This window comes from Enterococcus sp. DIV1083b (genome assembly GCF_051713705.1).
Lineage (GTDB): Bacteria > Bacillota > Bacilli > Lactobacillales > Enterococcaceae > Enterococcus_D > Enterococcus_D casseliflavus.
In genome coordinates, this window is the sequence record NZ_JBIOQJ010000001.1 from 3,445,287 (window position 1) to 3,472,030 (window position 26,744).

Below are 26,744 nucleotides of genomic sequence, written 5' to 3' on the forward strand. Positions count from 1 at the left end.
ATGAGACTAAGACATTCTGATTTTCAATCAGTGTCTTGGTCTCTTTCCAAGTACAGAACTTTTTCTTGATCGTCCTTGCACAGAAATCGGTGGATTATTGAGGATTCAGCTAGTAGAATCTTGTCTTCTTATGCTAGAATGAGACACATCACATGAAAGAACAGGAGTCTTTTTTGATGAAATTAAAAGAATTTATCCGCGATGCCCATTTAAAACCATGGGATGGCGTCATCATACTTGTTTTGATCCTCAGCTCTTTTTTACCGATTTTTATTTTTGGCCAGACGCAAACAGCGGACAAAGAAGCCGTCTTGCGGGTCGATGGGACAGAAATCAAGCGTTTTGACTTAGTTGAAGGTCAAAAAACGTACACCTATCTTTATGAAGATGAAGATGGCGATACCAATTTACTGGAGATCGAAGGGGATCGGATCCGAATCAAGGAAGCCGATTGCGGCGACCAGATTTGTGTCCGCCGTGGCTGGGCCAGTAAAAATGGGGAAACCATCGTCTGTCTGCCTCATAAATTGGTGATCGAAATCCAAGCCGCAGATGGGAGTGAGACCGACGATCTAATCTATTGATCGTTTGCTTATGAGTCGATTACAACGAATAATTTTCATCTCACTGCTGGTCGCCCAAGGGGTCGTGATTGGTTTAGTTGAAAATATGATCCCTTATCCATTTGCCTTTGCGCCTGGTGCGAAACTAGGTTTGGCAAATTTAATTACCATTATTGCTTTGTTCACTATGCCGAAAAAAGACAGCTTTCTCTTGATTTGGCTAAGACTGATCTTAACGACGTTACTAGGAGGAACGGTTTCGACCTTCTTATATAGTATGAGCGGTTCCTTACTGAGCTACTTTGGGATGTCTTTGGTGAAACAGTTGGGGCCTAAGCGTGTCAGCATCATCGGCATTAGTGCGGCCGGCGGTTTCTTACATAACGTCGGACAGTTGATCACTGCCTCATGGATCGCTCAATCCTGGAGCGTGATGCTCTACTTGCCGGTCCTGTCTTTCTTTGGGATCTTGTCCGGGATCGCTATCGGGATCGCCGCCAACTACTTGCTGCGCCGTGTCGAAACACTGCGCCGTTTTCAAATTGATTATGAACGCCAGACCAAAGTCAAATGGCGCTCGGATTCAGAATAAAGGAGTTAATTATGAAACTTCATTCCATGTGGCAAGAGTATCCAGCACTGCAAGCTGACTTATCTGCCTCCTTGCAATTGATGGAAAAATCATTAAAACTAAAAAACAAAGAGGTCGAACAAGCGATCCTGTCCATGATCCATTCAGGTGGGAAACTGCTGCGTCCTGCTTATCAGCTGCTCTTTTCTGCTTATGGCAGCGACAAAGATCGTGAAAAAGCCGTCGCATTGGCGGCCTCGATCGAAATGCTCCACACTGCCTCGTTGATCCACGACGATATCGTCGATCATGCGGACACCCGCCGCAAGCTGCCGACCATTCGTTCCGAATTTGGCAACGATGTCGCTGTCTATGCTGGTGATTACCTCTTCGTCTGCTGCTTTAAATTGATGGCTGATTATGCCAGCTCCATGAAAAGCTTGCAGATGAATTCCCGTAGTATGGAAAAAATCCTGGCCGGCGAATTAGGACAAATGAGCAAACGATACGATTTGTCCGTCACTGTCGAGGATTACTTAGAAAACATTCGCGGCAAAACCGCTGAGTTGTTTGCTTTAAGCTGCTTCATCGGAGCTTACGAAAGCGGCACCTCCTTGCGCTTTGCCAATCAAGCCCGTGAGATCGGTGAAGCCATTGGTCTTGCCTTTCAAATCATGGATGACGTCTTGGATTACAGCCAAGATGCGGCTGCTTTAGGGAAACCAGTATTGGAAGATGTTCGGCAAGGCGTCTATTCCCTGCCGCTGTTAATGGCACTGAAAAGTGACCGCCAACAGCTGCTCCCATTGCTGGAAAAACAAGACGCTATGACGGACACCGACACCCACGAAGTCTATCGGATCGTCCAAGAAAGTGCTGGGATCGAGGAAGCCAAGAAACTCGCTGCCGACTATACGAAAAAAGCTTTGCAGGCGATCCAGAAATTACCTGAGACCAAAGATGAAACCAAAACGTATCTTTACCAGATCACTGCTCAGATCCTAGGGCGAAGCAATTGATCTAATGAACGAACACCAAAAAAGCATGGTCGCTGCCAAAAGCGATCATGCTTTTTTAGTTGAGCAAGGGAATCCCTCATGAACTCATTTCTCTTTGGGCAAACACTAAATCTGCAGCAACATAGGAAGAGGTAAAGGTTTTGCGGTATTGGTTCGGTGTATAGCTGGTTTCACGTTTGAAGATCCGGGCGTAATAACCCGCATCATCATACCCCACTTGTTCAGCGATGGCAGCAATGGAATCCTCCGTAGTAACCAGCAGCTTTTTGCTTTGTTCTATTCGATAAAACGTCAAATATTTAGTAAAAGTCATCCCAGTGGCTTCTTTAAAAATCCGGCTGATATAGTTGCGATGCATGTGGCTGAAAGCAGCAAGGACATCTAAGGTTATCGGCTGTTGATAGTTGAGATGGATGTATTCAATGATCTGATTGACTTGTTCAGCGATATTATCAGTGATCGCTGACGTAGAATAGTGCAATAGGGAAATTTGATTCAACGAGAGAATACTACGGTGGATACTGTGCTGAAGCTCTTGCTTGCTTAAAGGCCGCACTAAGTAATCGATGGCTCCGCAGCGCAGTGAGCGATGAAGATTGTCGAAGTTCTTCGTCTCATCAATCAAAATCAGTTTGATGTTCGGCTGTTTTTTCATGACTTCGGCTGTCCAATAAAAAGGATCTTCGGCCTCATTAGAGATTGACAAGATGAGGATATCAACGTGTACTTTCCCAGCGATCGCTACCGTTTCAGCCATTGTCCAAGCATCTTGCAAGAGCGTGGCGTTAAAAAAATCTTTTCTGACCACTTGTTTTATCTGATTTCGTTCCTTTTCATCTGGGGTGGAAACTAAAATGTAGCACATGAAAGCAGCTCCTTTCCGTGTTCTCTTTTTCAAATTATACCATATTTAATCATTTATAATTAAGTTTATTGCTTTTTATGAACAATAACAACACATGTTAAAAATATAACAATCTTGGATAAAATTGTCCTGAAACAGCATAGAACCCTCCTAAAGAAAACGCTTACTTTCGCATATAATTAAAGTATAAAAAACAAGGAGGATGATTGATATGATGACAGAGACAAAGATGCACAGTCCCTTAACACTGGTTGATTCCTTAATGAAACAAGCGTCAGACGCCCAAGAACTTTATCGTACTGCCTCGCAAGAAACGGTTGATTACGTGGTGGGAAAAGCTGCAGAGAAACTGACAAGCCACTCGATGCACTTAGCAAAATTGGCACAGAAAGAAACCGGCTTTGGAAACGCAGAAGATAAAAACATCAAAAATTTATTTGCCAGTGAGATATTATATAACAGTATCAAAGATATGCCGACGGTTGGAATCGTAGAAGAAATTCCTGAGAAAAAGATGCTAAAAATCGTTGCGCCATTGGGGGTCTTAGTTGCTTTGATCCCCTCCACCAATCCTACATCCACCACGATTTTCAAAGTACTTTTGGCATTGAAAACGAAAAATGCAATCATCTTGTCCCCTCACCCCCGAGCGCTGCAGGCAATCAAGGAGACCGTGTCCCTCTTTAAAGAGGTGCTGCAAGCATGCGGATTGCCGATCGATTTGGTTCAATTACTAGAAGAACCGACAATTGAGGATACCCAAAAATTGATGGCACATCCCGATACCGATCTAATCTTGGCTACTGGTGGTAAAGCGATGGTTCGAATCGCATATTCTTCGGGCAATCCAGCAATCGGTGTCGGCCCTGGTAATACCCCTGCACTGCTAGAAAAATCTGCAGACATCGCGAAAGCCGTTGATCAGATCATCCGTAGCAAAACCTTCGATTATGGGACGATCTGCGCCTCTGAACAGGCATTAGTCGTTGAGCAATCGATCAAAGATACAGTGATCTCTGAATTGAAAGCAAATCACGGCTACTTTTTGAATCAAGAAGAGTCTGAAAGGCTGGCTGATTTTATCACCACGGCTGAGGGCGGTCTGAATCCCCGGATCATCGGTCAGCCAGCAGTTAAAATTGCCGAAATGAGCGGTCTATCGGTCCCAAGTGATACGAAAATCCTCGTTTCGGAACAGACGGTCATCGCTAAAGACAATCCCTATGCGCGGGAGAAACTTTCGCCGATCCTCGCGTTTTATACCGTGGCTGATGCCGAGGAAGGCATTCGTTTTTGCCAAGAGTTGCTAAAGATCCAAGGTGCTGGACACACCGCTGTCGTTCATACCAAAGACGATACCTTTGTTCGTGAATTTGGGCTGGCGATCCCTTCTGCCCGAATCTTAGTCAATACCCAAGCAGCTTTAGGAGCCATTGGAGGCACCACGAACTTAAATCCTTCCTTGACTCTAGGTTGCGGGTCCCATGGAGGCGGCAGTACTTCAGAAAATATCCATGTCGCACAGCTTTTAAACACGCACTACATCGCTTACGATGTCGAAAAATAAAGAACCTAGGTGCTTCAAGATAAGCGGCTGAATAATACAGCCCCTTCCTTTCATAAAAACGAGCAGGGAAGAACGATCCATTCGTTTTTCCCTGCTCGTTTTTTCTTCTATTTACTAGTTAACGCATCGTCACAAATTCTTCTGACCCCGTCGGATGAATGGCAACGGTTTGATCAAAGTCTGCTTTTGTAGCACCCATTTTGATGGCTACAGCGAAGCCTTGCAGCATTTCATCGACACCGATCCCGATGCCGTGCAGACCGATGATTTTTTCTTCTTTTCCTAAGCACACCAATTTCATCTCACATTTTTGGCGATACTCATTTAAAGCAAAGTACATCGGTGTAAAGCGCGAGCGATACACCTTTATCTGCTCTTGGCCGTATTTTGCCAAGGCTGCTTCTTCGGATAAACCAATCGTGGCAATCGGTGGATGAGTAAAGATGACCGTCGGTACTAAGTGATAATCCAAGTACGCATCGCTTTGACCGTTGAACAAGCGTTCAGACAAGCGACGACCGGCGGCGATCGCAACCGGGGTCAAATCCAATTTTCCGATGACATCCCCCACCGCAAAAATCGAGTCAGCTGTGGTATTTTGATATTTGTCCACAATGATAAACCCTTTTTCATCCAATTGGACATCGGTGTTTTCCAGACCTAACTTATCCGTATTCGGCACACGACCACCAGCAAAAAGGACGCAATCGCCGGTCAAGGTTTCGCCATTTTCAAAGTGAACGATATACTCGTCACCTTCTTTAATGATACGAGAGGCAACGTAGCCTGCATAAGTTTCGATCCCTGATTCTTGGTACATCTCCACGAGATTATCCGCAAGCATCTTGTCAAAGGTTCGTAATGGCCGCTCTTTGCGGTACGCCCAAGCCACTTGGCTGCCCAGCTGTTGGCTGACACCGCTGATTTCGGCTGCGATGTAGCCTGCCCCTAAGACGACCATACGCTTTGGTGCTTCTCGCAACGCAAAAAAACCATTCGAGTCAATGGCGTACTCACCGCCGGGAATATTCATCGCGCTAGGTTTTCCACCGGTGGCAATCAAAATGTTTGCTGCATGGTAGTTTTCCCCATTGACGGTAACCGTGTGGTTATCCACAAACTGTGCATAACCGTGGATAACTTCTACATTGTTGCTGTCTAAGCCTTTTTGATAGGCTGTGTGTAAAAAATCAATGTATTTTTCACGGTTATCCACAAGCTCAGTAAAATTAAATTTATCCACATGTGGATAAATGCCGTAGCTAGTTGCGTCCCGTTTGATCATTTCTAACATCTCACTAGCTTGCCACATGACTTTTTTCGGTACACAACCGACATTGACACAGGTGCCGCCTAATTCATTGCCTTCGATCAATAATACTTTGGCGCCGTGCATCCCTGCCCGATTGGCTGAGGCGATTCCGCCGCTGCCGCCACCAATTACTATGTAGTCGTATGTTTCCATATTTGTTGTTTCCTCCTTAAGATTGTCTATGTTCTCATCGATCCTTTTTGGCTGGATTGATTCAACAAAAAAAGCCGAGAGAAACTCTCGACCTTATTTTTTCTTCCGAATCATGTCTCCGACTTCCACCGGTTCTTTGACCGGCATCGTCAACAGCATCATAGGATTTGGTGCACGATCGATGGATTCACCGTCTTCATTATACATGACTTCGACGGTTTGGTGAAAGTGATGGAATCCGGGACCGTAAAATTCGATTTCATCGCCAACGGAAAAGTGGTTCCGTTGCCGAATCGTAGCTGTTTTCGTTGCCGGATCATACGCCATGACTTCCCCAATAAATTTGTATTGCGGAATTTTCCGACGCGGACCGAACAACTGCTCATTTTCACTTGGGGTATCGTAGTAAAAGCCTGAGGCAAGCTCTCGCTGAGCAACTTTCCACAGTTCATCGATCCATTCTTGTTTGCAGACATAGTTCTCTGGATCGGCCATGTAACTGTCCACGGCTGCTTTATAAACGTTCGCCACGGTTGAAACATAGTGGATCGATTTCATGCGGCCTTCGATTTTGAAACTATCCACGCCGTTTTCAATCAAATCCGGGATATGTTCGATCATCGACATATCCACAGCACTCATGGAAAACTCTTCTTCCACTGTCCCGTTTTTAGTCAAACTGTTTCGTTCCGTTGCAAAGGGCATGTCAAACAGATCATATTTCCAGCGGCAAGATTGCGAACAGCCGCCGCGATTGGCGTCTCGCATCGACATATGATTGGACAAAGTACAACGGCCAGAATAAGAAATACACATGGCGCCATGAATAAAGGCTTCGATCTCCACGCTAGTATTTTTGCGGATCTCAGCGACTTCCTCCATGGACACTTCTCGGGCGAGAACGACCCGTTCTAGACCTTCTTCCCGCCAAAATTCCAATGTTTCATAGTTCGTGGCACTAGCTTGGGTGGACAAATGGATCGGTAGACCTGGCGCTTCTGTTGCGCAGATCTGGATCAAAGCGGGATCAGAAACGATCACTGCCGAAATACCGACATCTCGCAATTCCCGAAAGAATTCCCCTGCACCTTCTTGATTGCCCTCATGGGTCACCATGTTGGCTGCTACATAGACTTTTGCGTTGTGGGCTTTGGCAAAAGCCACCCCTTCCGCCATTTCTTCATAGGTAAAGTTTCCCGCGCGACTCCGTAGACCATAGGCATTGCCGCCGATATAGACAGCGTCAGCGCCATAGTGGATCGCTGTTTTTAATTTTTCTAACGTACCAGCTGGTGCTAACACTTCTGGTCGTTTCAATGCTTGTTTAACGGTCATTTGTTCTTGCTCCTTACTTGATATCGACAGGATCGATGGCATAAAATCCAGTGTCCAACCCACGTTCTGCTGGATGAAGTTGGGCAACTTGTTCACTGAGCACAGTTGCTTGCTCTGCTTGCCACTTCCCACTTTCCACAAGGCTCTTGGCTTGGGCAAACAGCTTAGCAATTGCCACAAAGGCAGCCCCTCGTGTATAGATTCCGTCCAGCTTCCAGGTTTGAAAGCCTGTTGCGGCTAATTCCCCCAGCTGCAGCATCAGATTGATGTCGTTATTGGCAAAAATGTGCGTGCCGTGGCTATCTTCATAAATGGAATAGTGAGTTTCTTCTTTTTTCGGTTCAGATAAAAACAACCCACGGTCGTGGTTCTTTTCTTCCGATTGTTGGGTATAGTTATAATAATTTTGTAAAAGCGGACGCTTCGATTGGTGAATGCAGGTCGCACCATAAACCAATACTTCCACAGGAATATTTAGTTGTGGTGCCATGATTTTCATTTCCTCGAAAGGAACTTCTCGCGCTAAAACGGCTGCCTTTGCTCCTTTTTGTCCCCAAAAATTGATTTGACGAGCGCTCGTTACTAAGGTTTCCCCTGCATAAATAAATGGCACGGCACATTCTGGATTTTGCTTCATGCGGTAAATGATCCCAGGATCTCCGAGAGCGATTTGATCGGCTTGATTGGTCTTCAGAAATGCTAGGTATTCTGGAATCCGCTTCATTTTTTCTGGATGCATGATGCCATTGACTGCGATCGTCACTTTCTTTCCAGCTTCGTGGGCCATGTCGATCAGTCTGATTTGCTCTTCACGAGAAAAAGAGGCCGGTAGGCGCAGCCCGAATGTCTCTTCTCCAAAAAACAATGTATCAACATAAGGGATGAGCTGCTGTGCTTGCTCGATCGATTCCACCGTGGCGATAATCTCAACCATAATACTCCTCCTTTTTTCAACTCATTCATAGTATCACACAGCAGGATTCTTTCCAAGAGGTCTCGTTACTCTTTTTTTCACGAATCATGCTTTTTTCATTAATAAATCGTTGCCATAAAGCTATTTAGAAGGATATTTTTTTGTGAATCATCAATCATAATTAATAGAGATTACTTGATCACTACTAGACATAACAAGACAAAAAAGCGACGTTTCTATGGATGCCGATTGCTCGACCATAGAAACGCCGCTGCCGTTATTGGCTCGACTTAAACTTGTTGCAAGACCCGTGCTTGTCCCTCTTTGACATTGAGAGTGATCGATCCTTTGGAAGCACCAATCGTCACTTTGTCACCTAAATGAATTTGTCCTGATAGGAGTGCTTCACTTAAACGGTCTTCGACTTCTTTTTGCAATGCTCGACGAATCGGCCGTGCCCCATATTCTGGATCAAAACCAGCTTTACCGATCACATCGATGGCAGATGGCGTGATCTTCAATTGGATGTCTTGGTTGCTTAACCGTTTGATGATCGCTTTGCTCATAATCTTCACGATTTCGTGGATCTCCCCTTCACCTAAGGATTGGAAGACCACTGTTTCATCCACACGGTTCAAGAATTCTGGACGGAAGGCTTTTTTCAGCTCTTCTAAGATCCGTTTTTGCATCGCTTGGTGATCTTTCGTTAAATCAGTGACATTGAATCCAACGCTTTTTTCTTCGCGGATTTGTTGGGCACCGATATTAGAAGTCATGATCAAAATCGTGTTGCGGAAATCGACCTTCCGACCTTTGGCATCCGTCAAATGTCCATCATCTAGCACTTGCAAGAGGATATTGAAGACATCGGGATGGGCTTTTTCCACCTCGTCCAATAAGATGACGGAGTAAGGTTTTGAACGGATTTTTTCCGTCAATTGCCCACCTTCGTCATAGCCGACATAGCCTGGCGGTGAACCGATCAAACGGCTCGTGCTGTATTTTTCCATAAATTCGGACATATCGACACGAACCAAGGCATCTTCACTGCCAAACATCGCTTCCGCTAAGGCTTTAGCAAGCTCGGTTTTCCCGACACCAGTCGGGCCTAAGAACATGAAGGAACCAATTGGGCGGTTGGGGTCTTTCAACCCACTGCGGGCGCGGCGGATCGAACGAGCGACTGCTTTGACCGCTTCTTCTTGGCCAACTACCCGTTGATGCAAGATCTTTTCAAGATCCAACAAGCGTTCGCTTTCTTTTTTCTCCATCTGTTGCAAAGGTACACCGGTCCATTGGGAAACGACCGTAGCAACATCTTCTGCAGTAACACTATCGGCATAGCCTGACGCTTCTTTGACTTCCATAAACGCCACTTCCGTCAGTTGTTGGGTCAATTTCTTTTCCTTGATTCGCAGACGAGCTGCTGCTTCAAAATCTTGCTGGCGAATGGCTGCTTCTTTTTCTTCGATCAAGTTAGCGATCTCGTTTTGTAGATCTGCCAATTCCGAACTTTCATCGGTTTTGTCTAGACGCACTTTGGCTGCTGATTCATCCATCAAATCGATGGCTTTATCTGGTAATTGGCGCGAATTGATGTAACGTACGGACAATTGCACAGCAGCGTGTAACGCATCATCAGAAATTTCCACCCCATGATGTTCTTCATAACGAGGACGCAAGCCGCGCAAAATTTCTTCCGCTTCTTCTGGTGTTGGTTCGTCGACTTGCACTCGGGCAAAACGGCGTTCTAACGCAGAATCTTTTTCAATGTATTTTTGGTACTCATCTAATGTCGTGGCACCGATGGTTTGCAATTCTCCACGGGCTAAGGCTGGTTTCAGAATATTCGAGGCATCAATCGCCCCTTCGGCTCCGCCGGCCCCAATCAGTGTATGCAATTCATCAATGAATAAGATGATTTGACCGTCTTGATAGATCTCATCGATGATTTTTTTCATTCGGTCCTCAAATTCTCCACGGTATTTCGTTCCAGCAACTAAAGCCCCCATGTCCAGCATCATCAACCGTTTGTTTTGCATGTCTTCTGGGACTTCCCCATTGATGATTTTTTGGGCTAAGCCTTCGGCGATCGCGGTTTTCCCAACACCAGGTTCCCCAACGAGAACAGGGTTGTTTTTGGTCCGACGGCTAAGGATCTGGATCAGCCGTTTGACTTCTTTGGCACGACCGACAACAGGATCTAGCCGTTTTTCACGGGCTAATTTGGTCAAATCACGGGCTAAGGAATCCAAGGTCGGTGTTCCTTGCTGCGCTTTGGCTTGAGCTGGACGACGACGACCAGCACTTCCGTTGGTTTTGCTTTCATTGAAGCCCATTTTTTTCTTCAAAAGCTGACGCATTTTCGCGAGACTCAAGCCAAGATTCAGCATGATTCGTGAAGCCAAAATGTCTTCGTCTCTTAATAAGCCTAATAATAGATGTTCGGTACCGATCTGTGGTGCCCCTAAACGCTTGGCTTCATCCCCTGCATAAGCAAATGTATGTTTTGCTCGTGGTGAATACGCGAGATAGGCGTTTTCTGGGTATTGACGAACGGTGCCGTACCCTGTTAAATGTTCGATTTCTTCACGAATATCGTTTTCTGTGATATTCATTTCCCGTAACGTTTTGCCAGCGATCCCGTTTTGTTCAATGACCAGTGCCAATAGAATATGTTCAGAACCTACCGCTTGGTGCTTAAAGTATTTTGCTTCTTCTTGGGCGATAGCCAAAACGGCTTTCGCGCGTTGGGTGAATAATTCATCCATCTCTTTCACTTCCTGTCTTCGTAACTTAATCGTTCTAGAATTGCATGGAGCAAATCAGCTCGTGTTCTATTTTCATAAGGAGAACGTCCTAGAACTGCTTTCGCGATGACGGTCAACAATAAATTGCCTTCTCGCTTGGACAGGATTCCTTCCTCATAAAGTTTCTGGATTATTGCATACGCATCTTTTTCCGAGATGGTTTCATCGAATAATTGATTCATTTCTTTTAAGTAGTGGTGGCTGTCAGTAATTTTGACTTTCTCGATCCGAATATAGCCGCCCCCGCCGCGTTTACTTTCAACCGCATAGCCTCTTTGAACGGTAAAGCGGGTATTGATCACGTAATTTATTTGTGAGGGCACGCAGTTGAACAAATTTGCCATTTCTGCGCGACGAATCTCAATGGTTTCACTGTCTTCAAGAATTTTCTTCAAATATGCTTCAATCAAATCGGAAGTGTTGTGATGACTCAATTCATTCCCTCCCTTGACTAATTCTGACCTTCATTATACCCAATTTTTGAATCCTTGGAAAGATGTACGCTTGCACAAAAGGAAGGTCTAAAGGAAATTTTAAAGACGCTTATCCCTCGCTTCAGCTTTTTTAGCTACAAAAAGAAACAAGCAGCTCGTCGGGGAACAAAAAGAAAATTCTTTGGTCCCCGACGAGCTGCTTGTTCTTCTAACATAAACGTTCGTCTTATTGCGTACTTTCTGAACTACTTTCACTCGTTGACGAGCTGCTGCTTGAGGAGGATGAGCTGCTTGACGAAGAAGAATCCTGTGGTCGAGGACCTCTGGAAACCGTCACGGTAACAGAACTTCCTACTGCTACAGAAGTACCTGCTCCGGGCGTAACGCGCACTACTTCTCCAGCAGGCACAGAGTCGTTATAATCAGATTCTTGTTCTATCGTATACTGCAATCCTGCTTCATTCAAATCTGCTTCTGCATCGGCTTGGCTTTTGCCAACGATTCTTGGTACATTGACCATTTCTTGCCCGCTGCTGACAGTTAATGTAATGATGGTTCTGGAAGTCACAACGGACTCGCCACTCGCTGGTGCTTGACCAATGATCGTACCTTCCGGTTGGCTACTGGATTCGTAAGTGACATTGATTTGTGAGAGGCTTACCCCACGAGAAGTTAATGCTGCTCGTGCATCTGCCTCTGTCATGCCATAATAGTTGTCCATTGCGAAGCTATCTGGTCCGGAGCTGACCTTAAAGGTGATTTCGTCTTCTGCTGGGGAAACTTCTCGCCCAGCTGCTGGTGATTGACTGATAATATCTCCTTCGTCGACATCATCTGACGACTCTAGCTCTTCTTTGATCCTGTCTTCATCAAAGCCCAAATCGATCAACTCTTTTTTGACATCATCAAAGGAACGACCTTCATAATCATCAAGAGTGATTTTCTTGGTTCCGCTGCTGATATAAAGAGTGACGACGGAATTCTTTTTGACTTCATTGCCTTCTGGGGGATCGGTCTTGACGACATTGCCTGCTTCGACTTCATCGTCTTCGATTTCTTCTACCTCGTCTGCCACTTGCAAACCAGCAGCTTCCAGCTCGGCACGGGCAGCTGCTTCTGTCTGACCACTGACTTCAGGAATTGCCACATCTCCTCGACCACCGCCGAATAGGAAGTAACTGCCTATGCCTAGCAGTGCGATCACCATAATGATGGGCAGCAGCAGCCACCGTTTGCGTTTTTTCTTTTTCGGCTGCGCTGGTTCTTCAGCTTGATCCGCAACCTTATCTTCTACGGGTTCTTCTACTGGCGGCGTTTCGACTTGGGCTGCTTCCACAGGAGTCAGCACTCTCGTTTCATCCATCAGGGCATGAGGTTCCCATCTCGGTTCATTGAGTCGGTCAGGAGACAACACGGTATCAAGGTCCGCTCGCATTTCATCGGCAGTTTTGTACCGATCCGCCGGTTCTTTGGCGGTCGCCTTCAATACGACGTTTTCCAGCGATTGCGGAACATTTTTGTCATAGATCCGAATCGAAGGGATCTCATCTTGGAAATGTTTCAAGGCGATCGTTACGGCTGATTCGCCATCAAAGGGTACTTTGCCTGTTAAAATTTCATAGAGGATAATCCCAATCGCATAAATATCTGATTGATTGGTGGCCATACTGCCTCGTGCTTGTTCTGGTGAAAGATAATGCACCGAGCCTAGCATCGAGTTGGTTTGGGTGATTGATGTTTCTGATAAGGCGATCGCGATCCCAAAATCGGTGATTTTCACCACGCCGTCTTCATTGATCAGCACATTTTGGGGCTTTAGGTCCCGGTGAATGATGCGGTGCTGATGGGCCAATGCCACCGCTGATAAGATTTGTTGGATGATATCAACGATCTGCAAATAAGGTACGGGATAGTGCGTTTGGATATAGCGCTTGAGATCCATCCCTTTGACATATTCCATCACCAAAAACTGCATGCCGTCTTCTTCGCCGACATCATAAACAGTTACGATGTTGGGATGAACCAGCTCAGTCGCCGCCAATGCTTCTCGTTGAAAGCGCCGAATCGCACTTTGGTCGTTTTGGAAGTCAAAACGAAGCACTTTGATTGCCACTTCACGGTCTAAGATCAAGTCATGCGCCAAAAACACATTTGCCATTCCGCCGCTGCCGATATTGCCGATGATTTTGTATCGGCCGTTTATCTTCTTCCCAATTTCGATCATGGGCGCTCTCCTCCAACTTTAATCAATAATACCGTGATATTGTCGACACCGCCGCGTTCGTTGGCTTGATCGATCAATGATTGCACTGCTTCTTCCAGCACAGGGGTTTCTTGGATCGTTGCTGTGATCTCTTCATCTGAGACCATGTTGGTCAATCCGTCTGAACACAGCAGCAAATAATCCCCGTCTGCAATAAAGTGGATCGCCACATCGACTTCGACTTCGCTTGGCATACCGATCGAGCGGGTCAAAACGTTTTTGCGAGGATGATTCAAGGCCATTTCTGCCGTGATTTGTCCCGACTTCACCAATTCATTGACCAGTGAATGGTCCTCTGTGATTTGAGTCAGCACTTGATTGCGTAAAAGATAGGCACGGCTGTCCCCGACATTGGCGATCGTAAACTGGTCGCCTAATAAGGCCACAGCAATGATCGTGGTGCCCATGCCGCTAAGTTCTTCTTGTTCTTGTCCTTTTTGGAAAATCACTTGGCTTTCCGCTTGGATTTTTTGGATCAGCCATTGGGCAGTTTTTTCACTGTCTGTCAGCTCTGTCTGTTCCCAAGCGGTGCCGATCTCACTGACTGCTTGACGGCTAGCGACATCTCCGGCCCGGTGGCCCCCCATGCCATCGGCAAGCAAGGCCAATGTCACATTGGCTTTATTTACATAGGTTGCTGCAAAATCTTGGTTTGTGTTGCGACGTTTGCCGACATCTGTTTGAAAACGAATCTCCAATTTCTTTCACCTCGTTACTTTTTGCGTAGACAACTGATAAAAAAGCCATCTGTCATAAAATCTTGCGGATAGATCGTCAACATATCCTCTTGAACCGCTTCGGCTGCCAGCGGTCCTACCGCAAGAGGCATTTGCTCAAATTCAGGATGGTCAGCGAGAAACGCTGCCACGACTTGTTGATTTTCTTCCGCTAGAATCGTGCATGTGCTGTAGACCATTATACCCGATTTTTTCAGGGTTGGGGCGGCACTTTCCAAAATCTCTCGCTGAATCTGCGGCAAGCGTTGGAAATCGGCTTCCGTCTTGCTGTATTTGATGTCCGGTTTACGGCGCATCAACCCTAATCCAGAACAAGGGGCATCCACTAAGATGCGATCAAATTGTTCGGGTGCAAAGGTTTGAGCCGTCTCCCGCGCATCCATCACGCGGGTCTCCACAACTGCTTCGACGCCTAAACGTTGGGCATTTTGCTGAATCAGCTTAACCTTATGGGCATGGATATCCAATGCTGTCACTTTGCCGCCCTCTGCGGCAGACAAGAAGGCAGCGATATGGGTCGTTTTGCCTCCTGGTGCTGCGCAGGCATCCAGTACTTGATGGTCTCGGGCTACTTGTAAAACGGGGGCAACCAGCATCGAACTTTCATCTTGGATCGTCAGTAAACCTTCTTTGTAGAGGGACGAGCCCGCCATAAAGCCTTTGTCAGCCACAACCCCATAGGGGGAAAGCTCACTTGGTCGTGCGTCGATGCCTTCTTCTTGTAGCCGTTCGATCGCTGCTGCTTGCGAGATGCGCTGCAGATCGATACGACCACTGGCATGATTGGGTTCAAATAGGGCATAGCCCAGCTCATTGGTTTCTTCGATCCCAATTTGTTTGACTAGTTTCTTCGTTAGCCACAGGGGCAAACTGATTTCCGTTGCTAAACGTTCCATTGGGTCTTTGATCAATGCCAAGTCTGGCACTCCTTGTCGTTGGATCGTGCGCAGGACACCATTGACGAATTTTCCAGTTCCCGGATTGCCTTTGGCTTTCGCAATATCCACGGCTTCATGAATGATGGCATGGGCGGGTACTTTATCGAGATACAGCATCTGATACAAGGAAAGCCGCAGCAGCGTTTTGACCCACGGGTCGACTTTGCGGGCATTTTTAATAAACCGATCCAAATAATAATCCAATAAAAGCTGACGACTGATGGTGCCGTACACCAATTCAGTCAGTAAGCGACCGTCTTTGTCATTTAAACGCCCTTGATTCATCAATTCCCGCAGCAGTAGATTGGAATAAGCGCCGCCTTTTTCGATTCGCAACAACGCTTCTAGTGCCACAAAGCGCACTGTATATTGTATGTCTCCAAGATTACGCTTCATAGGTACCTACCTGATCCCCTTTTTGAATCTGTTGTCCACTGCCGTTTAAGAATGCGGCAATGTCTTGTCGGCCTTTTCCAGCTGGCTGCAATTCATCGATAGCCAATACCGTGCCTTCCCCACAAGCGATCAGCAACGTTTTTTTCGTCCGTTCAATGATCGTTCCTGGTTCGGCTGTCGTCGTTTGCTCCAGCGGTGTTACTTGCCAAAGTTTCCAGCGGTTGCCATTTTGTGTCGTAAAGGCGATCGGCCATGGTCGCATGCCTCGGACTTGGGCATCGATTTGCACCGCCGTTTTCTGCCAGTCGATGGCTTCTTGTTCACGGCTGATATTTGGTGAAAAGGTGACTTTTGCTTCTTCTTGCGGGACAGGCTGCAGCTCTCCCGACAAGATTTTCGGCACAGTTTCCAGCAGCAAGTCTTTGCCTAATAGGCTCAACTTATCAAACATCGTTCCCACATCATCTTGGGCCGTGATCGGCAAACGAGCTTGAGCAAAAATACCGCCAGCATCCATTTTTTTGATCATTTCCATGATGGTTACACCCGTTTCTTGCTCCCCTTCCATGATGGCATAATGCACAGGAGCCCCGCCACGGTATTTCGGCAGTAGGGACGCATGAACGTTGATAGCGCCATGCTTTGGTACTTCTAGTAAAGCACTAGGTAAAAATTGGCCGAAAGCTGCCGTGATCAGCAGATCAGGTGCTAAAGCTTGAATCTGCTCCATTTCTGGTGACCCACTGATTTTTTCTGGTTGTAAAACCAACAAGCCATGCTTCATCGCCGCTTCTTTAACGGGGGTCGGAGTGATGGTTTTTTTGCGACCGACGGGACGATCCGGCTGGGTCACGACTGCTGCCACTTCATAGCCAGCTTCAAGCAAGCCTTCTAAAATTGGGACGGAAAACGCCGGGGTACCCATAAAGACGATTTTAGTCATTTTCATGTTCCTCCATATACTTTTCTAAGTCTTCTTCAGGAATGCGTTCGACGAGCTTGTCGACAAACAGCACGCCATTTAAATGATCGATCTCATGCTGCATCGCACGCGCCAAGTAGCCGAATGCTTCCACTTCCATTTCCTCTCCTTCTCGGTCGAAATAGCGGACAGTGATCTCGTCTGCTCGTTTGACGGTCCCAAAGGTGTGGGGAATACTCAAGCAGCCTTCCACATCAAGGGATTCACCAGAAGAAGCGATGATCTCAGGGTTGATCATTTCAAAGCGGTCGTCTTCTTCGACTTCCACGATCGCCACTTGCAGGTTTTTGCCGACTTGCGGTGCGGCAATACCGATCCCATCGTGGGCGACCATCGTTTCATAAAGGTCGTCTAGTAGCTGAACGAGCTCATCGGTAATTACTTTGACGGGTTTTGCTTGCCGACGAAGACGTTCATCGGGGGTGATAATAATAGGATAACGCATATTTTCTCCTCTAAATAAAATTCAACGGCTCTTGGTCAATCGACACGTACAATCCTTTGCGCTGATCGATTTGACTTTGATCCAACAGACGGGTCAACAAAGCAGGTAGCTGCGGTTCATTTTTGTATTTAATGATCAATTGGTAGTAATAACGGTTTTTCACCCGTAAAATCGCACTGGGTGCCGGACCCAACAAAATACTTTGTGGTGACAGCTCCTGCTGCAGATCCCGCGCGATCGCAAACATCTTCTGAGCTGCGACTTGCTCTTCGGGATGACTGCAGGTGATTTTGACGGTGAAATAATACGGTGGATAGCCGCTTTGGTGCCGCATCCACATCTCTTTTTGATAGAAATCTTCGTAATCTTGCGACTGCGCCAATTGGATAGCGTAGTGCTCAGGGTTGAATGTTTGAATCACCACTTCGCCGGTTTTTTCTGCCCGACCTGCCCGACCACTGACCTGAGTCAACAGCTGGAACGTCCGTTCACTCGAACGAAAATCTGGCAAATTCAAGGCGGTATCGGCATTCAAGACCCCTACCAGTGTGATATCAGGGAAATCCAAGCCTTTGGCGATCATTTGAGTCCCTAACAAAATATCCGCTTTTTTCTCCCCAAACAAGGTCAAGATTTTTTCATGGGCGCCTTTTTTGCGGGTGGTATCGACATCCATCCGTAAGACCCGCGCTTCGGGAAACAGTTCTTTCAACTCTTCTTCCACTTTTTGCGTGCCCGTTCCGTAATACCGAATCTTGTCTGCATTGCAGTTGGGGCAACGATGGGGGATGTGTTCTTCATGTCCGCAATAATGACAGCGCATCGTTTTGGTATCCATATGCAGCGTCAAGGAGATGTCGCAATTTGGGCAAGGCAAAACATACCCACAATCGCGGCACATCACGAAGGAAGAGTAGCCGCGCCGATTCAGCAGCAAGACGATCTGTTCTTTGCGGGCCAAGCGGTCTGTAATTTTTTCCTGTAACGGACGAGAAAAGGTTTGATACTTTTTGTTGGCAAATTCGGTACGCATATCCACGACTTCGATCTGCGGTAATTGCGCACTGGTTTTTGCCCGCTGATTCAATTTCAATAAGCGGTAGACTTCTTTTTGCGCCCGAGCACGAGATTCCAATGACGGCGTCGCACTGCCTAACACCACTGGACAGTGATGGTACTGGCTGCGCCAAATCGCTAAATCTCTCGCATGGTAACGAGGGGCTTCATCTTGCTTGTAGGAGGCTTCGTGCTCCTCATCGACGATGATGACCCCGATGTTTTTCAACGGAGCAAAAATCGCCGAGCGGGCGCCAACCACCACCTGCGCCTCCCCACGTTCGATCTTACGCCATTCATCGTATTTTTCACCTTGGGACAAGCCGCTGTGTAAAACAGCCACTGCGTCGCCGAGACGGCTTTTAAAGCGTTCGACCATTTGCGGGGTCAACGCGATTTCTGGCACGAGCATGATCGCGGTTTTGCCTTGTTTCAGCAATTGGGCGATCGCTTGCAGGTAGACTTCTGTTTTTCCACTGCCAGTGATCCCTTCCAGTAAAAAGGTCTGTGCCTCTTGGTTATCCGCACATGCAGTGATTTGCGCTACTGCAGCTGCCTGTTCTTCATTTAATTCAAGGGGGACCGTTTTTTGAAATTGACGGTCTTTGTAAGGATCACGGTAGGCTTCAACTTCCGTAAAGGTCAGCCAGCCAGCTTCTTGCGCTTGGTTCAAAGCCGCGGTGGAAATCCCTTGTTCGGTAAAAAAGGAAACCGGCAAGCGGGCTTCCTCTGTCAAAATCTGTAAGATTTCCAGCTTGCGTTTGGCCCCTTTGCGTAGCTGTTGCTGGACGGCGGGGATTTCTGCTGGATCGATCTTGCGTTCAATGTAACGGGTCATTTTCGCTTTGTTTTTATTTTTCACGAGATACTGCAATTCAACTACTGCGGCTTCCCGCAAAGGCTTCAACTGCGGCAACAGCCCTGCACTTTCGGCGTCTTGCCAGCTGAGGATGCCGTTTTCGGGAAAATATTCTTTGATGGGATGATTTCCTTCCAGCAAAACGATCTGCTTTTGGTACTCGGCTTTCATCACACTAGGCAGCATCGTCTGCAAGCAAGTGATCTTAAAGGCAAAGGTCGTTTCCTTCATGTAGTCGGCTAATTGGAGAAGTTCTTCATTGACGACAGGCGACAAATCCAACAAACGAACGATTGGTTTTAAGGTCTGCTGCGGTTCGGCAACTTCTGAAAGGCCGACGACGAACCCTTGGATATGGCGGTCGCCCTTGCCAAATGGCACTTCGACCCGCATCCCTGTCTCAATGGCGGCTTGTAATTCTGATGGGATCAGATAGGTAAAAGGCTGATCGGTCTGCATCGTGGGAACATCCACGATCACTTCTGCTATGTACGCCATTTCTTCTCCTCCTTTTAGGTTCTATTTTACTAAATGGGTGGGGGTTTGTCTGTACCCCTTACAAAAATTTAACCATCATCATTCAAAAGAAAAAGCCAGAACACAGGCGTGCTCTAGCTTGCTTTTGTCTATAGCTTTTGTTCGTCGCGGATACGCGCTTCTAATTCTTTTTGTTCTTGGTCTTTTTGCGCTTTGCGCTCTTCTTGTTCCATTTTCAAGCGGGCACGCTTGATTTCTGGATGCGGATCATTAACGACTAATTCCGCTTCGATTTCTTCAAGTGCTTGACCCACACTTTTCACTGAATCAAAGTTTTCTAGTGTTGCTTGCGCACCGGCATCAAGTTCATGCGCCCGTTTGCTTGCTAAGATCACTAATGAATATTTTGAATTGACACGATCCAACAAAGAATCGATTGAAGGTTTTAACATCATATTTCTTACAGCTCCTCTAACATTTTGATATAGGTTCCGATCACTCGGTCAACGCGAAAATGTTCACTCGAAATAATTTCGCGAATTCGTTGGACTGCCTTAGGTACTTCATCATTGACAACGGCATAATCATACAAAGCCATCATTTCGATTTCTTCACGGGCGACACGCATCCGTTCATCGATCACTTCGGCAGAGTCGGTTCCTCTTCCTGTAATACGAGAGCGTAATTCTGCCAGATCAGGTGGCGTCAGAAAAATAAACACACCATCGGGAACTTTGTCTTTTACTTGTTTTGCCCCTTGCACTTCGATCTCTAAAAACACATCTTTTCCTTGATCCAGTGTCTGTTGGACATAAGATAATGGGGTTCCATAATAATTGCCGACATATTCGGCGTATTCCAGCATTTCACCGGCTTCGATCAAGGCTTCAAATTCTTCACGCGTGCGGAAATAGTAATCGACCCCTTCCACTTCCCCCTCGCGTTTTTGACGAGTGGTCATTGAAACGGAATATTGAAAATCGTTGTCGTCACTCTCAAAAATTGCTTTGCGCACGGTCCCTTTCCCTACTCCGGAAGGTCCTGATAAAACTATAAGTAATCCTCGCTCTGACATAATGACGTCCTTTCACTGACATTTGCTTAACGTCTATTTTGCACTTTTTTTCAGCAACTTTCAAGAACTACTTTATTATAATGGGAATTTCATGAAATTGCTAGTCTACACTTCGGCCGCTTTCTTAAAAGCCCATGTTGCTTAAGGTATTGATGACCCCTGCCAATTCGTCTTTAGCGGTGATCGCTTTTTCAGTAGGATCCGTCACTTCTTGGCAATCGATACGTACGATGTACCGACGATTTAAAGAAACAGCTACGCCATCAACTAATAGATGGAGAAAATCTGGCTCGATGGCTACGCAAGCATCTTCCCACGCAGAGAAATTCTCTTTGTCAGAAGGAATACTGCGCTTGATGACATTTTTTCCGCTTAGTTCGTGAAAGGTGATATCGTAATATTTCATTGGTTCATTCCTCCTACTCGATGTTTTGAACTTGTTCTCTGATTTTTTCAATGATCGTCTTCATTTGGACGACACTGTTTTTGATTTGGATCGGACTTGATTTTGAGCCAATCGTATTGACTTCTCGGTTCATCTCTTGGATCAAGAAATCCAGCTCTCGACCTATCGGTGTCTCAGCTGCCAGCAGCTCCGTCATCGTCGTTAAATGGATACTTAAACGATCCAGTTCTTCGTGGATATCGCCGCGTTCTAATAAAATCGCTAACTCTGTCAGTAAACGATCGCGATCGACTTCTTCCCCTAAATAAGCAGTCAGTTTCTTTTCAAAGCGCTCTTGGTAGTCCGCCTCATAGAGGCCCACGAATTGTTTGAGTTCTGTCAGCTTTTCCTGCAGCTGTCGCTGGTTTTCTTGCAAGATCTGCAGAATACCTTGCCCTTCCACCCAGCGGCTTTGATCGATCGCTGCCAGCGCTTGATCTAATGCTTCCATCACGCCATCGGCCAAGGTGCTTTCTTCTGGCTCTTGATCCGAGATCGTTAGAAAGGCCTCATGGAGCAGGAATTGTTCTAGCAATGCTGCTTTTGGCAGCTCTGCTAGGTCAAAACGGTCTTTGGCTTCGGTATCGATTTCCTGCATGAAACGTTCCAGCAAGTCCCATTGGATCTCGATCTGTTTCGTATTTGCGGTTTTTTCTTTTAAAGTCACATACAATTCGATTCGTCCTCGCTGGAGGGTCTGCTTGATCGACTGCCGTAAAGCACCTTCTAGAGGATTCAATTGTTTGGGCATTCGCAGCTGCAGGTCCAAAAAGCGCTGATTGACACTTTTGATCTCAATTTCGATCTGCACATCTGGCGTTTCTGCACTGCCTTTGCCAAAACCAGTCATACTTTTCATTTGATCACTCCTCACCGCTTTGCTTTCTTACATGGAAAGCAGGGCTTTTTTAAGTTCTGCAAATTCTTCATTGGATAAGGTCACGCCTTTGCCCATCTTCTCGTGCTCTGGGCCCCAATCTCTCAGATCAAATTTTGGCGGACGCCCATTCCAGCTCACCAAATTCAATTCTTTGCGCCAGCCTCTTTGATTTTCCGAAAGCACGGCGATCTCTTCAACGATTTCATACGAAAATTTATCCATTTTCTGCTCCTTTCAAAAGATAGTGACTATACGCTGCCATTAAAGCAGTCAGCGGGTAACGCCGACGAATCTGCTGAAGGGCGGGCAGATTCAATTGCTGCGTCCGATAAAAAAAGAAAAAGCGGTTTTGCTCGGACAAGACAAAAAAACGGTCGCGATAATAACTCAGCCACTCGGTGATCGACCAGGCTTCGGCTTCTTCCACTGCCTTTAGCGCAATTTTCTCAGCTAAAGCCGTTAGCATCGTTTCCTGCTCATAAATCACCGTAGGCGCTAGATACAATACTTTCGCGGTACACTCTATCAGTATACGCCCCCACTGCTCAAATGGCACATCCTGTTGATAGAATTTACGCATTTTTTTCCAAAATTCTTTTTTCTTTAGTTCCTGATAAAGCAACGGGTCTGTCTGGCGCAGCTCTTTCAAAAAGCCCCGCCATAACGGCTGAAAATCAACCGTCTTTTCAAAGGTATACCAATGGCCTTGGTATTTGCCGAACACTTTCAAGGTTTCCAAATAGCCTAAGGTCATATTATCCATTGAGCGCTGGGCATCAAAAACCAAAAAGCTGCCTAAGGACCAAGGAGACCCTAACGAAAGCTGCGCAGTTTCTTCCGTCACAACCGTCCTTTTATTAATGCCGGGTCCTTGGACATCCACGGTGATACATTCCGTTGCCCATTGCTGGACAGCGACATCGATGGGCAGGTTATTGCGATAGCCGCCATCGATATAATAGGTATCATTGATTTTTTGCGCCTGCATCGCTGGATAAAATGAAGCGGATGCCAACAACCAATGCAGATTTTCCTCTACTGCAGATGGATCAAAGGCATAAACTGTCTCCTTGAAATCGGGCAGACGAGTCGTACAGATCAGCAAACGACAAGCAGTTTGGCTGAATTTTTCTTGATCAAAGGTCTTTTGCAAAAGCTTTGCCAAGGGTTCGGTACTGGCGCCGTTGCTTTTGACCGCTTCACGGACCAGCGAGTTGGCTTGATTCATCAAATCCCGCAGTGTTTGGGCACGTACCGAAGCAAGCGGATAGTGCAATACTTGCTCGTTAGAGATATTTGCCCATAAATCGACGGCCGCTTCCACATCGTTCATTAAAATCAAGGCGCCATTCAAGGCACCGACGGAAGTTCCCGTGATCCATTCAAAGGTGATGCCCCGTTCTTGCAGCGCTTGCCAAACACCGATTTGATACGCCCCGTGAGCACCGCCACCGCCTAAAACCAGCGCCGTCTGATAAGCTAGCGCTCTTTGATACCCTTGAGGGACCACCTGATACCCTTGCTGGATAAACCACTCAGCCAAGGGGGGCCGATGAGGAAGCTGCCACAAGACAGCTGCTACAAAACGACTGCGGGCAAAGCTTTCTGTCACGGCTAGCAGTTGTTTCCAAGTAAAATCGGCGGCTGCTTCCACCAGCAGATTGGTGATAGTCAGTGTCTTTTGGTCAAAATCAAACTGCCCAGCAAGGTAAAGACGTCCGTAACGGCTGTCGATCTGCCAGCCCTGCTGCGCTATATCGGCTAGAAAGCCTCGTCGCGCTTTTGAATGCGACTCAAAAAAGGAAAAGACGAGTCGGCTTTCTTGAAATCCTGCCCTTTGTGCAAGAAAATCGATCGAAGTCAGTTTTTTCACTTTCATCAAGACGCCTCCTCAAGCAAAAAAGAATAGACGAATGACACGCCAGCTGCCGTACCACTCGAGCTATTCTTTTGATTAAAATGTTCGTTGTGCCATGTTGAATGCCGCCAACATCTCATCCGTTGCTTCGTCGACAGGCGTTACAGATTCCAGATCACCTTGGATCACACGACGGGTGACACCGCCCATTTCCCCACAGGTGATCAGCGTGATCATTTTACGGCCTTCCACTTCGTCAAGCAAATAGACATCGGTCGGGTCGACCCGCACAGAAGAAATCGCGGTATACGTGTAAATATTTTCCAGATCGGTCACATAGATAGCCGCTCCGATGGCGACATCATCCAATGGCGTAAACAAAAGCTCTGGCGATTGAGCGCGATGGCTGGCTAGTGCGTAATTGCCTTCCCCCATTTTTTGGGTGGGACTTAACGTACCAGCACCATACAGCAAGGCCTCGTTGGCCAAGCCTTTAAAAATCGGCAGATTGATCCCCACACTAGGAACCGCCACGCCGCCGATCACTGGCAAGGCTTTGTTGCTCAGCTGCGCCCGTAAGACTGCTTCTGAACTTGCCGGCTCCACGGCATCAAAATCAAAGGTCGCTTCCGCTTCCATATTTTTTTCCACATCACTGCGATCAATGGTGCCGACTGCGTATGCTTCACCTGTTTGTTTAATAAAATAATTTTTGATTTGATTATTAAAAATCAATGCTAAACCAATCAATAACAGCAAAAGCAAAAAGAGATTGCTCAGCCAATTCGAAAGTCTGCGTTTCTTTTTTCTCATAGGTTTTCGTCTCCATTAGTTTCTTCTTTTATCATACCAAAATCCTCATAAAGACGCCAATTTTGGCCAGTTTTTTTACGAAAAGACAAGATTTGCCTTTTTTTGTCGAAAAAGGGAACTTAAAAATTGTTTTTTCTGTTATTTTGTAATATAACTTTAAACGAAAAGATACAAGCAATTTTCAGCGCTTTGTTGTAGAATGAACTTAGTATATAGGAGGGATCGATCGGCATGTCTAACACGATTTACGTACATATTGATACAACCAGCAATGCCGTCTTGACCCGCGGGCTTGCCCCCCAAGATTTTAACAAGAGCATCGTCCATCAGCCCAAGAATTTGCTCTTGCTTGATCCTTCCAGTGATTTCGGCGAATTCGACGGTCATACGGGCTTAAAAGTGATACGCGGAATGGAAGACGTCCAACTGTTTTTTCAGCAGATCAACAAAGGTCGTGTTGCCGAAGAAATGAAGTGGATCGATTTTAATGATTACGAGATGGTCAAAGAATTGACGCCTTTAGAGATCTCCGAGTTGTTATATTTTGGCCACATGAAGACACACCTCCACTCCCCTTTCTTTTACAAACTGCAAAATAACTTTGTTTTCTTTGACTTAAAAGATGCACGTTCCCGCGTTTATTATCGCTATTTAGATGAATATTATCGGATCTTGGCGGATCGGATCACCCGCATCGCCTTAGAAAAAATCAATGATCGCCTCTCCTTTTTTAAAAAAGCAACACCGGTGGAAAAGCTCGATTTTAATTTGCTGAAAGAATTGCGGGGAATCATGCAAGAAGGCATCGTCTTTTGTCTAACACAAGAACAATTGATCGACAGAACCTATACGATCCCGATCTATCTGTCAGAAGATGCTGGCTTAAAAAACACGCTGGTCAATCAAAAAGAGCTGGATCAAATCGCTGTTTTACGCTATTCAGCCAGCAAAAAAAGCTGGTCGTTGGAAATCGACCAAGAAGATCTAGCGTTTGGCTTTATCGACAAAAAAATGTCTTGATGCTTCTCTTTCTCAAAGAGCATCAAGACATTTTTTATGATTTCATTTCTAAAAAACTAAGCTTTAGGCACAAATAATTTCGGGGCTGCTTTGACTAAGAGACCTAGGACGACCCCTACATAAACGATATTGATAATGACCGATGTCCCATTGAAGATCAAGGAATACAGATACGGACTTTGTCCTTTCGGTGCGTACATTCCCCAGACAAAGACCCCAGCCCAATAATGCCAAAACCAACGGCTGATCACCGCCACGATGCCCCCTAAGACGACATACCACGTAACGGTTTTGCTGTTTTGACGGATCGCTTGCTGGATTTTATTAGCAAACAAGCCGCCCATCCCGCCAAAAGCAAAGGCAAAGGGGTATTCAAAGATAATCTGTGGAACGGTGATAAAGTTACGCATGGCGCTACCAATCAAAATATTCAGCAAGCCCCACATAAATCCAGCCGTCATTCCCGGCAGCACCCCGCGACGATACGAATACAAGACCAAGGGCACGAGACCTAGAGACAAGTCGATACTGGAATTGGCTGTCTGGATCGGGATATACGACAAGACGACCCCAATCGCAGCGATCATCGTTCCTTCCGTCCAGACCTGCAGCGACATTTTTCGTTTCAAAAAAAACTCCTCCTTTAGAATCATCACAATTCACAAAGGAGAAGTGTTGGACACTTCAACTCGTCACAATTCCTACGTTCGCATGATCGAAACAGGTACGAAGGGTTTAGAGTACTCTCATTCTCAGCCTTTGCAGACTCCCCTTTGTGATTAGATTCTATTTTATTTTTTGCTTGCATTTCGCAAGTCACTTTCAAGAATACCATAAATTGGTGAAAAGAAACATGACTGCGATCGTTTTTTCTAAAAACATCCTGAAACTCCTCAGAAAAAAACAGCCAATGAGGGGCTAAAGACCGACCATTGGCTGTTGTTCTCATGCTTATGAG

General features: G+C 46.3%; 25 protein-coding genes and 1 riboswitch. Of the genes, 5 read left to right on the forward strand and 20 right to left on the reverse strand.

What is annotated here, in order from left to right; translation table 11 throughout:
• Positions 1-176: 176 nt before the first annotated feature.
• Genes IGI69_RS16240 through IGI69_RS16250 form a run of 3 tightly spaced genes read left to right on the forward strand, consistent with a single transcriptional unit; the run spans position 177 to position 2,153 of the window.
• Positions 177-584, forward strand: a complete 408-nt coding sequence (locus IGI69_RS16240; protein WP_010748871.1) for a NusG domain II-containing protein — start codon at positions 177-179, stop codon at positions 582-584.
• A 10-nt stretch (positions 585-594) separates the two neighbouring features.
• A complete protein-coding gene (locus IGI69_RS16245; protein WP_005232987.1) occupies positions 595-1,155 on the forward strand; it encodes a Gx transporter family protein in 561 nt (186 codons plus the stop codon).
• Positions 1,156-1,166: 11 nt separating this feature from the next.
• Positions 1,167-2,153 (forward strand): polyprenyl synthetase family protein, encoded by a 987-nt coding sequence (locus IGI69_RS16250; RefSeq protein ID WP_164890366.1) that lies wholly within the window; start codon positions 1,167-1,169, stop codon positions 2,151-2,153.
• 76 nt (positions 2,154-2,229) lie between these two features.
• Here the strand turns inward: IGI69_RS16250 and IGI69_RS16255 are convergent, their stop codons facing one another.
• Positions 2,230-3,018, reverse strand: a complete 789-nt coding sequence (locus IGI69_RS16255) for a response regulator transcription factor (protein WP_201690722.1) — start codon at positions 3,016-3,018, stop codon at positions 2,230-2,232.
• A gap of 211 nt (positions 3,019-3,229) precedes the next feature.
• Between IGI69_RS16255 and IGI69_RS16260 the strand changes: the two genes are divergently transcribed.
• Positions 3,230-4,585 (forward strand): aldehyde dehydrogenase family protein, encoded by a 1,356-nt coding sequence (locus IGI69_RS16260; RefSeq protein ID WP_284591778.1) that lies wholly within the window; start codon positions 3,230-3,232, stop codon positions 4,583-4,585.
• A gap of 118 nt (positions 4,586-4,703) precedes the next feature.
• Here the strand turns inward: IGI69_RS16260 and gor are convergent, their stop codons facing one another.
• The 18 genes from gor to IGI69_RS16350 all read right to left on the reverse strand — a co-directional run bounded on the left by gor (position 4,704) and on the right by IGI69_RS16350 (position 24,766).
• The gene (gene gor / locus IGI69_RS16265; RefSeq protein WP_074934235.1) at positions 4,704-6,050 is read right to left on the reverse strand and encodes a glutathione-disulfide reductase; all 1,347 of its coding nucleotides are present in this window, start codon (positions 6,048-6,050) and stop codon (positions 4,704-4,706) included.
• 93 nt (positions 6,051-6,143) lie between these two features.
• Entirely contained in the window at positions 6,144-7,385 is a 1,242-nt protein-coding gene (locus IGI69_RS16270; protein ID WP_008381725.1) for a peptidase U32 family protein, read from the reverse strand.
• Between the two features lie 13 nt (positions 7,386-7,398).
• Entirely contained in the window at positions 7,399-8,319 is a 921-nt protein-coding gene (locus IGI69_RS16275) for a peptidase U32 family protein (protein ID WP_438741444.1), read from the reverse strand.
• Between the two features lie 269 nt (positions 8,320-8,588).
• Positions 8,589-11,069 carry an ATP-dependent Clp protease ATP-binding subunit gene (locus IGI69_RS16280; protein WP_010748867.1) on the reverse strand — a complete coding sequence of 827 codons (2,481 nt, stop codon included), beginning with the start codon at positions 11,067-11,069 and terminating at the stop codon, positions 8,589-8,591.
• A 5-nt stretch (positions 11,070-11,074) separates the two neighbouring features.
• Positions 11,075-11,542, reverse strand: coding sequence for a CtsR family transcriptional regulator (locus tag IGI69_RS16285; RefSeq protein ID WP_005230319.1), 468 nt, complete (start codon positions 11,540-11,542; stop codon positions 11,075-11,077).
• 226 nt (positions 11,543-11,768) lie between these two features.
• A complete protein-coding gene (gene pknB, locus IGI69_RS16290; RefSeq protein ID WP_015510615.1) occupies positions 11,769-13,766 on the reverse strand; it encodes a Stk1 family PASTA domain-containing Ser/Thr kinase in 1,998 nt (665 codons plus the stop codon).
• Entirely contained in the window at positions 13,763-14,503 is a 741-nt protein-coding gene (locus tag IGI69_RS16295; RefSeq protein WP_005230317.1) for a Stp1/IreP family PP2C-type Ser/Thr phosphatase, read from the reverse strand. Before IGI69_RS16295 ends, pknB begins: the two co-directional genes overlap by 4 nt.
• A gap of 14 nt (positions 14,504-14,517) precedes the next feature.
• The gene (gene rsmB, locus IGI69_RS16300; protein ID WP_428210698.1) at positions 14,518-15,876 is read right to left on the reverse strand and encodes a 16S rRNA (cytosine(967)-C(5))-methyltransferase RsmB; all 1,359 of its coding nucleotides are present in this window, start codon (positions 15,874-15,876) and stop codon (positions 14,518-14,520) included.
• On the reverse strand, positions 15,866-16,819 hold the full coding sequence (gene fmt, locus IGI69_RS16305; protein ID WP_086338833.1) for a methionyl-tRNA formyltransferase: 954 nt from the start codon (positions 16,817-16,819) through the stop codon (positions 15,866-15,868). Before fmt ends, rsmB begins: the two co-directional genes overlap by 11 nt.
• Entirely contained in the window at positions 16,812-17,303 is a 492-nt protein-coding gene (gene def / locus IGI69_RS16310; protein ID WP_005230314.1) for a peptide deformylase, read from the reverse strand. The genes fmt and def overlap by 8 nt, the downstream gene beginning before the upstream one ends.
• 10 nt (positions 17,304-17,313) lie before the next feature.
• Entirely contained in the window at positions 17,314-19,716 is a 2,403-nt protein-coding gene (gene priA, locus IGI69_RS16315) for a primosomal protein N' (RefSeq protein WP_087626668.1), read from the reverse strand.
• Between the two features lie 128 nt (positions 19,717-19,844).
• Positions 19,845-20,150 carry a DNA-directed RNA polymerase subunit omega gene (rpoZ, locus tag IGI69_RS16320; protein ID WP_005232977.1) on the reverse strand — a complete coding sequence of 102 codons (306 nt, stop codon included), beginning with the start codon at positions 20,148-20,150 and terminating at the stop codon, positions 19,845-19,847.
• 5 nt (positions 20,151-20,155) lie between these two features.
• The gene (gene gmk / locus IGI69_RS16325; protein ID WP_005230308.1) at positions 20,156-20,770 is read right to left on the reverse strand and encodes a guanylate kinase; all 615 of its coding nucleotides are present in this window, start codon (positions 20,768-20,770) and stop codon (positions 20,156-20,158) included.
• Between the two features lie 124 nt (positions 20,771-20,894).
• Entirely contained in the window at positions 20,895-21,176 is a 282-nt protein-coding gene (locus IGI69_RS16330; protein WP_005230307.1) for a hypothetical protein, read from the reverse strand.
• A gap of 13 nt (positions 21,177-21,189) precedes the next feature.
• Entirely contained in the window at positions 21,190-22,074 is an 885-nt protein-coding gene (locus IGI69_RS16335) for a YicC/YloC family endoribonuclease (RefSeq protein ID WP_060791865.1), read from the reverse strand.
• Positions 22,075-22,101: 27 nt separating this feature from the next.
• Complete coding sequence (locus IGI69_RS16340) at positions 22,102-22,317, reverse strand: YdbC family protein (protein WP_005230288.1); 216 nt, start codon at positions 22,315-22,317, stop codon at positions 22,102-22,104.
• Positions 22,310-23,974 carry a patatin-like phospholipase family protein gene (locus IGI69_RS16345; RefSeq protein WP_438741448.1) on the reverse strand — a complete coding sequence of 555 codons (1,665 nt, stop codon included), beginning with the start codon at positions 23,972-23,974 and terminating at the stop codon, positions 22,310-22,312. Before IGI69_RS16345 ends, IGI69_RS16340 begins: the two co-directional genes overlap by 8 nt.
• Positions 23,975-24,049: 75 nt before the next feature.
• Positions 24,050-24,766 (reverse strand): class A sortase, encoded by a 717-nt coding sequence (locus IGI69_RS16350; RefSeq protein WP_438741450.1) that lies wholly within the window; start codon positions 24,764-24,766, stop codon positions 24,050-24,052.
• 231 nt (positions 24,767-24,997) lie between these two features.
• Between IGI69_RS16350 and IGI69_RS16355 the strand changes: the two genes are divergently transcribed.
• A complete protein-coding gene (locus IGI69_RS16355) occupies positions 24,998-25,786 on the forward strand; it encodes a hypothetical protein (protein ID WP_438741453.1) in 789 nt (262 codons plus the stop codon).
• 56 nt (positions 25,787-25,842) lie between these two features.
• On the opposite strand, the gene thiT is transcribed toward IGI69_RS16355, so the two are convergent.
• Positions 25,843-26,415 carry an energy-coupled thiamine transporter ThiT gene (thiT, locus tag IGI69_RS16360; RefSeq protein ID WP_081117080.1) on the reverse strand — a complete coding sequence of 191 codons (573 nt, stop codon included), beginning with the start codon at positions 26,413-26,415 and terminating at the stop codon, positions 25,843-25,845.
• Positions 26,416-26,467: 52 nt separating this feature from the next.
• Positions 26,468-26,569, reverse strand: a riboswitch (TPP riboswitch).
• Positions 26,570-26,744 lie beyond the last annotated feature (175 nt).